9 protein-coding genes are annotated in these 7,198 nt (G+C 31.6%); 3 read left to right on the forward strand and 6 right to left on the reverse strand.

Annotation, left to right across the window (positions count from 1 at the left end; genetic code table 11):
• Positions 1–38 precede the first annotated feature (38 nt).
• The 4 genes from AC9UFV_RS01010 to nadE form a co-directional block, all read right to left on the reverse strand.
• The gene (locus AC9UFV_RS01010; protein WP_509571869.1) at positions 39–1,865 is read right to left on the reverse strand and encodes a T9SS type A sorting domain-containing protein; all 1,827 of its coding nucleotides are present in this window, start codon (positions 1,863–1,865) and stop codon (positions 39–41) included.
• A gap of 102 nt (positions 1,866–1,967) precedes the next feature.
• Complete coding sequence (locus tag AC9UFV_RS01015) at positions 1,968–2,303, reverse strand: T9SS type A sorting domain-containing protein (RefSeq protein WP_509571871.1); 336 nt, start codon at positions 2,301–2,303, stop codon at positions 1,968–1,970.
• A 93-nt stretch (positions 2,304–2,396) separates the two neighbouring features.
• Positions 2,397–3,023 (reverse strand): aminoacyl-tRNA hydrolase, encoded by a 627-nt coding sequence (pth, locus tag AC9UFV_RS01020; protein WP_509571873.1) that lies wholly within the window; start codon positions 3,021–3,023, stop codon positions 2,397–2,399.
• 14 nt (positions 3,024–3,037) lie between these two features.
• Positions 3,038–3,844 (reverse strand): NAD(+) synthase, encoded by an 807-nt coding sequence (nadE, locus tag AC9UFV_RS01025; RefSeq protein WP_509571875.1) that lies wholly within the window; start codon positions 3,842–3,844, stop codon positions 3,038–3,040.
• Positions 3,845–3,989: 145 nt separating this feature from the next.
• Here nadE and gldB point away from each other — a divergent pair, with 145 nt between their 5' ends.
• Complete coding sequence (gene gldB, locus AC9UFV_RS01030; RefSeq protein WP_509571877.1) at positions 3,990–4,946, forward strand: gliding motility lipoprotein GldB; 957 nt, start codon at positions 3,990–3,992, stop codon at positions 4,944–4,946.
• Positions 4,946–5,284, forward strand: coding sequence for a gliding motility protein GldC (gene gldC / locus AC9UFV_RS01035; RefSeq protein WP_509571879.1), 339 nt, complete (start codon positions 4,946–4,948; stop codon positions 5,282–5,284). Before gldB ends, gldC begins: the two co-directional genes overlap by 1 nt.
• Positions 5,285–5,287: 3 nt before the next feature.
• On the opposite strand, the gene yihA is transcribed toward gldC, so the two are convergent.
• Both yihA and AC9UFV_RS01045 read right to left on the reverse strand, forming a co-directional pair.
• Positions 5,288–5,908 carry a ribosome biogenesis GTP-binding protein YihA/YsxC gene (yihA, locus tag AC9UFV_RS01040; protein ID WP_509522598.1) on the reverse strand — a complete coding sequence of 207 codons (621 nt, stop codon included), beginning with the start codon at positions 5,906–5,908 and terminating at the stop codon, positions 5,288–5,290.
• Between the two features lie 75 nt (positions 5,909–5,983).
• Complete coding sequence (locus tag AC9UFV_RS01045) at positions 5,984–6,748, reverse strand: alpha/beta fold hydrolase (RefSeq protein ID WP_509571881.1); 765 nt, start codon at positions 6,746–6,748, stop codon at positions 5,984–5,986.
• Between the two features lie 359 nt (positions 6,749–7,107).
• Between AC9UFV_RS01045 and AC9UFV_RS01050 the strand changes: the two genes are divergently transcribed.
• A partial coding sequence (locus tag AC9UFV_RS01050; RefSeq protein ID WP_509571883.1) for an MraZ-related protein occupies positions 7,108–7,198 on the forward strand: 91 nt, incomplete at its 3' end.

Raw genomic sequence — 7,198 nt, forward strand, 5'->3', positions numbered from 1 at the left:
TCATTTCGAACAGGTTTTTTTATTAAATAAAATGGTGATTAATTAACGACTAATTTTTTAGTTGCGGTTTTTTCACCCTCAGTAATTTTAACTATATAGATACCACTATTTAAATTAGCTATATTTATTGTAGAATTTACAGTTGTAGTTCTAATTACTTCTTTTCCTAAAACGTCAAATATTGAAATAGTTTTTTCGTTATTTAAGTTTGATTCAACATTTAAAACACCATTAGAAACCGGATTTGGATAAACTTTTAATCCTGCGATTTCGTTGTTTTGTGTTTGAAGTACTGTAAAATCTGCTAAATTTCTAGGAATAAATTGTGGAGTTAAAACAGGTGGATTGGCAGATGAAACATTATCATAACCCAAAGCAGTAATGTTAAAACCGCTTGTTGGGATTACAGTTCCGATATAGTCTGCTTCTGCAAATCCAGATCTTAATACACCGTTTGTAGTACCATCAAACACATTATAATTAGTACTTGTTGTAAATACTTGACCTGCAGTTAATGGAGTTACAACACCAGCTGAAATAGTTCCGGTGATTGTAATTGTATTAAATCTTACGAGTTTACTTTCGTAATTATTAACATTGGCATTTAAAGCTGCGATTGTAATATTTTCAGGAGTTAAAGTATTTCCTGATGAAACTACAGTTTGGTTTTGTAAAGGTACCAACTCTAAAATTCCATTAAAATCAATTAATTGACCTGATACATTGTTCATGCTATCACCCACTGCAAATGGCGTTGTAATTTTTCCAGCACTATCATCAATTAATATTCCACCAGTTGCATCTTGAATAAATTTTTGATTTCTTGTTGTTGAAACAGTAACAGTTCCCGCAGGCGTTCTAACATGAGAAACTACGGCATTTCCAGTTAATGTATAATAGGCATTTAACGTACCAGCTCTTAAGGCAGCTATGTTGGCAACATTTGTAGAAGCCGCAATTGTAAATTGAGTAGTTGCACTTGCTACAGGAGACAAAGGTGCGTGATTATTATCTACTAAACTTACTACAATTGTGTGACTTCCAACAGTTAATCCATTTAGTACAATTGGAGTGGTATCGTATTTCATTACAGTAGCTCCACCATCCACAGCGTAGTGTATATGACCTGTTCCTGTTCCATTGGCAACTGTAAAGTTTGAAACTGAAACATTTACGGTAACGCTTGTAGTTAAAGGATTGTAAATAGTTGCATTAACAGGAGAAGTAATTGCTATATTTGGTGCTGTAGAGCAAACACTTGCTGTTGTTGAGGAATTTCTTGGGGTAGGCGCTCCAACGCTAAAATCAGTATTGTTAGCATTATTATCTGAACAACCACCGTTTAATCTTATTGCAGCAGTAGTATTTGATAAAGCCGCTGTTGCAGCAGTACCTTCAAAACAATTTCCTGTACCATATCCAACATAGTCAATTGTTGTTCCTGTTGGAGGACAACCTGCGGGAATTGCAGTAGCTAAACTCGAAAGAGCTACTCTTCCACCAGTTGAGGAAAGTGCTAAAAAACCAGCTGCTGTAGAATCAAAATCCGCTGTTGGCAAAGCAGTTCCGTTTGAACCTGCTGCTCCAAATGCAATTAAATAATATTTTCCAGGTTGAATAATTGCTCCTGCAGGAATGGTATTAAACAGCCAGGCACCAGAACCAGTTGCAGAATTATATTGAATAGTATAACCAGAAACATCAACAGCTGCAGTACCTCTATTGAATAATTCAATAAAATCTCTATTTAATGGCGCTCCACTGTTACCACCCCCTCCATATACTTGACTAATTACTACTTGGGCATTCGATGATAATCCAATGAAAAGAAACAACATTGAAGTAAATAAGTAAATTTTTTTCATAATTTTTATTTTATATATTTTACAAATATAGAATGTAATCCGAACATATTGTCAGTTACTATGTAAATATTACATTAAATAATAAAATGAAATAATAGATAACTATTTGACTATTAGTTTTCTAGTAGCAGTAGCTTCTCCTTCTTTAATTTTGATGATATAAACACCAGGAGATAATACAGAAATATTTAACTCTCTTGAGTTCAATATAGTTTGAAGAACTTTTTTTCCTAAAACATCAAAAATCGTGATTTCTTTGTCTAAAGATAGTTTTGAAGTAATATAAATTTTACCATTGCTCACAGGGTTTGGATAGAAATTCAAGCCTTCAATTGAAGTTTCTTGATTTCTAACTTGTACTTTACTGTCTTGAGCTTTAACACTCATAGAACTTAGTAAAAATAGCGATAAAGCAATATAAAAGTAATTTTTTAGCATTAATTATTTTTTGTAAAGGTAGCAGTTTTTCAATAAAAACACATAAAACTTTAACATTTTTAAAACATAACAACAAATTTCATACCACTAATGTTACTTGCCGTTATATGAAGTCATTGTTATTTCTAATCCAGCTAATCCAAAAGATTTTATTATTTCAGAGGCTACTTCTAATCGCTCAGGAAGTTTTGTTTGTTCATCAGCATCCCAATTTCCTAAAACGTAATCCACTTGCTTTCCTTTTTTAAATGCATCGCTAATTCCAAATCTAAATCGGGCATACTCTTGAGTATTTAAAACCTGTGTAATATTCTTTAAACCGTTGTGGCCACCATCGCTTCCCTTTGATCTTATTCTAATTGTACCGAAAGATAAATTTAAATCGTCTGTAATTATAAGAACTCTGTCTAAAGAAATTTTTTCTTTATCCATCCAATATTGTACTGCTTTTCCACTCAAATTCATATAGGTATTTGGCTTCAATAATAGGAAAGTTTTTCCTTTAATTTTTATTTCTGCAACTGCCCCTAATTTCAAATTATCAAAACTAGCCCCTTCTTTATTTGCAATAAAATCTAAGACTTTAAAACCTATATTGTGACGCGTGTTCACATATTCTGCGCCAATATTTCCTAAACCAACTATCAAAAATTTATTCATATCATCCGGTTTGTCTGACGTTTTTTTACCATTAAATAGATTGTATAACCATTTTATCATTATGCTAAAGTAGTCTATTTATATTCTTTTGGAATCAAACACACTGGTATTGGATTCATTTTGTGTTTATTTACCGTATTTAATCTTTTATAAATTGAAAATACTTCTTGTTCTCTTCCTGAAAAATCAGTTACCATTTTACCATTATTATCTTCAATCATAGCCCATTCCAATTCATCGTAATTGGCACCAAGTTGTTCTTCATCTGATCTTGCATCACCAAAAAGCCCGTCTGAAGGTGCCGCAATCAATATAGAATTTGGAATTCGTAAATAATGGCCTAAAGCAAAAACATCCGATTTCATTAAATCGGCAATCGGACTTAAATCAACTCCACCATCACCATATTTTGTGTAAAAACCAACTCCAAAATCTTCTACTTTATTTCCCGTTCCAGCCACTAGAAAACCATTAATTCCCGCATGATAATATAAAGTAGTCATTCGCAATCTCGCTCTAGTATTTGCCAAAGCAAGGTGTTTTTTATCTTCTTCATCCCCAGTAGGGACAAATTTTACAAAATTGTCAAACACCGAAGTCAAATCGGTAATTGCACTTTGAACATTAGAAAACCTGTTTTTTAGCTGTTCAATATGCTCTTTCCCTCGATTTACGTGACTTTCATTTTGATGAATCGGCATTTCAACACACAAAGTGGGCAATCCCGTTTGAGCGCACAATGTAGAAGTTACCGCCGAATCTACTCCGCCAGAAATACCTACAACAAAACCATTGGTTTTCGAAGCAATTGCATACTCTTTTAACCAATTCACGATATGTTGGTTTACTTTTTCAACCTGAATTGTACTTTTTTTAGACATTTTTTGTTATAATTTATAGTACTGCAATGTATATTTGCAAAAATAATAATTATTTGGAGCTATTTCCTGCTTTTCGTTGCAATCTTTTTTTTCGTACCTCCAAAAAAAGGATTTCCACTGCACTCAGGGCTAAAAAATAAATACTATGAAAAATTTTTTGTCTCTTTTAACCATCTTTGTTGTTTTATCTTCTTGTGATAAAAAAAATAAAATCGAAAAAGAAATTGATGCTATTCCCGTTACCTTAAAAGTTGAGCGTTTTGATAAAATTTTCTACGAATCTCCTGTTGAAAATCTTCAAAATGTAAAAAATAGATATCCCTATTTTTTTCCAGCTCAAACTCCAGATTCTGTATGGGTGAACAAAATAAAAAATCCACTATACAGAGAATTATATTCAGAAGTTCAAAAAAAATACAACAATTTTGAAAAAGTTAATTCCGACTTAGAGTCGCTTTTTCAGCATATAAAATACTATTTTCCAAATACAAAAACGCCAAAAGTAATCACACTTATTTCTGAAATGGATTATCAAAATAAAGCCATTTACACCGATAGTTTAGTATTAATTTCTCTTGATTTATATTTAGGTAAAAACCATAAATTTTATGAATTCCCTGAATATTTAAAGCAAAATTTTGAGCAAAATCAAATTATGCCAGACATCGTAACTAGCTTTTCTGTCACTAAAATTCCTTTTGGAAACACGAGAAATTTGCTTTCACAAATGGTTTATGCAGGGAAGCAATTGTATTTAAAAGACGTTTTATTGCCTCAAATTTCCGATGCTGAAAAAATTGGCTACAGCCCAGAACAATTAACTTGGTGTCAAGAAAACGAAAGCTACATGTGGCGTTATTTTATGCAAGAGCAACTACTTTATAGCACCGATTCAAAATTGGCAACACGTTTTATAAACACAGCGCCTTTTTCGAAATTTTACCTTGAAATTGATAACGAATCGCCTGGAAGAGTTGGAACTTGGATAGGGTGGCAAATTGTTCGTTCCTTTATGAATAATAATGATGTAAATTTGCAACAATTATTGCAAATGGATCCAATAGAAATATTTCAAAATTCAAAATACAAACCTAAAAAATAATGGCAAATTCAACCTCTGAGATTAATTTTTACATTGATTTAGACGAAAATAAAGTACCAGAAAAATTAAGTTGGTCCGCTCAAGACGGTGGCGTAAATGCTGAAGAAGCTAAAGCAATTATGCTTTCCATTTGGAATAGCAATAATAAAGAATCACTGCGTATCGATTTATGGACTAAAGACATGCCTGTTGACGAAATGAAGCTTTTTTTTCATCAAACTCTAGTTGCAATGTCCGACACTTATATGCGCGCAACTGGTGATGAAAAAATGTCGGAAACAATGAAAGATTTTTGTGATTATTTTGCAGAAAAGTTAGATTTGAAAAAAGTAATCTAGTTTCTAAAACTGACTATTATTTTTAAAAACTTCTTGATTAACTTCATCAATATATTCGAGCAATTCCATTTTACCAGTCATTTCTGTTGCTGAGGTTACAAAGAAATGGGGCATTTCAGCCCAATTATTGGCAAACATTTGTTTTTTGTATGCAGCAATATGAGAGTTAATTTTTACTTTACTGATTTTATCTGCTTTTGTGAAAATGATACAAAATGGAATTTCACTTTCTCCCATATACGACATAAATTCGATATCAATATTTTGAGCTTCGTGACGGATATCAATCAACACAAATGCGCAAACTAATTGTTCGCGTGTTTCAAAATAATCTGTGATAAATTGTTGGAATATCGATTTGGTTTTTTTAGAAACCTTAGCATAACCGTATCCAGGTAAATCGACCAAAAACCAATTATTATTAATTAAAAAATGATTGATTAATTGCGTTTTTCCTGGCCTTCCGGATGTTTTTGCTAAATTTTTATGATTGGTTAGCATATTAATCAACGAAGATTTTCCAACATTTGACCGACCAATAAAGGCATATTCTGGCAAAAAGTCTTTGGGACATTTGTCTACTTCTGAATTGCTAATAATAAATTCGGCCGTATTAATTTTCATAATCAATCTTGATTTTTTGCAAAGGTAGTCAAAAAAAACACCAAACAATTTTGTAATTATTTGGTGAAAATTATTTTATAAATTAACTTTTTTTAACCATTCGAGCATAATTTCGTTGAATTCGTCTGGTCGTTCCATCATGGCGGCATGACCACATTTATCAATCCAATATAAAGTTGAATTTGGTAATAGCTTATTAAATTCAAGCGCTACTTCTGGCGGTGTTACAGTATCGTTTTTACCCCAAATAATACAGGTTGGAATGTGCATTTTAGGCAAATCTTTAGCCATATTATGACGAATTGCACTTTTGGCAATAGTTAGTGTTTTTATCAATTTGATTCTGTCATTAGCCATGCTAAAAACTTCGTCAACTATTTCTTTTGTGGCAATTTTAGGATCGTAAAATACTGCTTCGGCTTTCTTTTGAATGTATTCATAATCGCCACGTCTTGGATAGCTATCTCCCATTGCATTTTCATAAAGCCCAGAACTTCCTGTAATTACTAGACCTAACATTTTTTCTGGATACATTTTTGCATGGTACAAGGCAATATGGCCTCCTAAAGAATTACCCATTAAAATTACTCTTTCGAAGCCTTTAAAAATTATAAAATCTTTTACATATTTTGCAAAAGCTTTTACATTCGTTCTCAATAAACTTTGAGTATAAATAGGTAATTCAGGAATAATAATTTTATAGCCCTTTTTAGAAAAAAATGCGCCCGCAGATTCAAAGTTGCTTAATCCACCCATTAATCCGTGTAAAACGATTATTGGAGTTCCTTCGCCAGCTTCAAAATAGGTATAACGACCTTCTTTTTTTAAGACTTGTTCCATTAGATATATTGCTTTTCAATTTTGACAAATATAAGTATTTATATGTATTATTTTTTGAATATAAATTCAATATTTTAATCCAATTCAAAATATTTTAATTCTAAACCACCTCAAAGTTAAATTTAAGTTTCCAAACTATAAAATCTACATTAATTTTTTCATAATTCACATTTACTCACTGAAATCAACATTTTTAGTTGATTTTTAATGATTTGTTATTGAGTTATTTATGAAATAAAGCCTCTTTTTTTGCTCCATTTTTTAATCAAGTGGGAAAACTTATTAACAAAGTGGTATTTTGTGGTAAATTGTGGGAATTTTTTTTTATTTTTGTCAGTATCATTTAAAAACAAGTAAAATTGAATTCAATTATTGGAACATATGAATGCAAAGTTGATGCTAAAGGAAGGCTGCTTTTACCTGCGCCTTTGAAAAAGCAATTGTCAGCCG

Origin of the sequence: Flavobacterium sp. (genome assembly GCF_044349645.1) — a bacterium.
In the GTDB taxonomy this organism is placed as follows: Bacteria; Bacteroidota; Bacteroidia; order Flavobacteriales; family Flavobacteriaceae; genus Flavobacterium.

Excerpts from the sequence above, each read along its gene's own strand:
- AC9UFV_RS01015 (WP_509571871.1), bottom strand. The coding sequence starts at position 2,303 with ATGCTAAAAAATTACTTTTATATTGCTTTATCGCTATTTTTACTAAGT.
- yihA (WP_509522598.1), bottom strand. The coding sequence starts at position 5,908 with ATGAAAATTAATACGGCCGAATTTATTATTAGCAATTCAGAAGTAGAC.
- pth (WP_509571873.1), bottom strand. The coding sequence starts at position 3,023 with ATGATAAAATGGTTATACAATCTATTTAATGGTAAAAAAACGTCAGAC.
- AC9UFV_RS01010 (WP_509571869.1), bottom strand. The coding sequence starts at position 1,865 with ATGAAAAAAATTTACTTATTTACTTCAATGTTGTTTCTTTTCATTGGA.
- AC9UFV_RS01045 (WP_509571881.1), bottom strand. The coding sequence starts at position 6,748 with ATGGAACAAGTCTTAAAAAAAGAAGGTCGTTATACCTATTTTGAAGCT.
- gldB (WP_509571877.1), top strand. The coding sequence starts at position 3,990 with ATGAAAAATTTTTTGTCTCTTTTAACCATCTTTGTTGTTTTATCTTCT.
- gldC (WP_509571879.1), top strand. The coding sequence starts at position 4,946 with ATGGCAAATTCAACCTCTGAGATTAATTTTTACATTGATTTAGACGAA.
- nadE (WP_509571875.1), bottom strand. The coding sequence starts at position 3,844 with ATGTCTAAAAAAAGTACAATTCAGGTTGAAAAAGTAAACCAACATATC.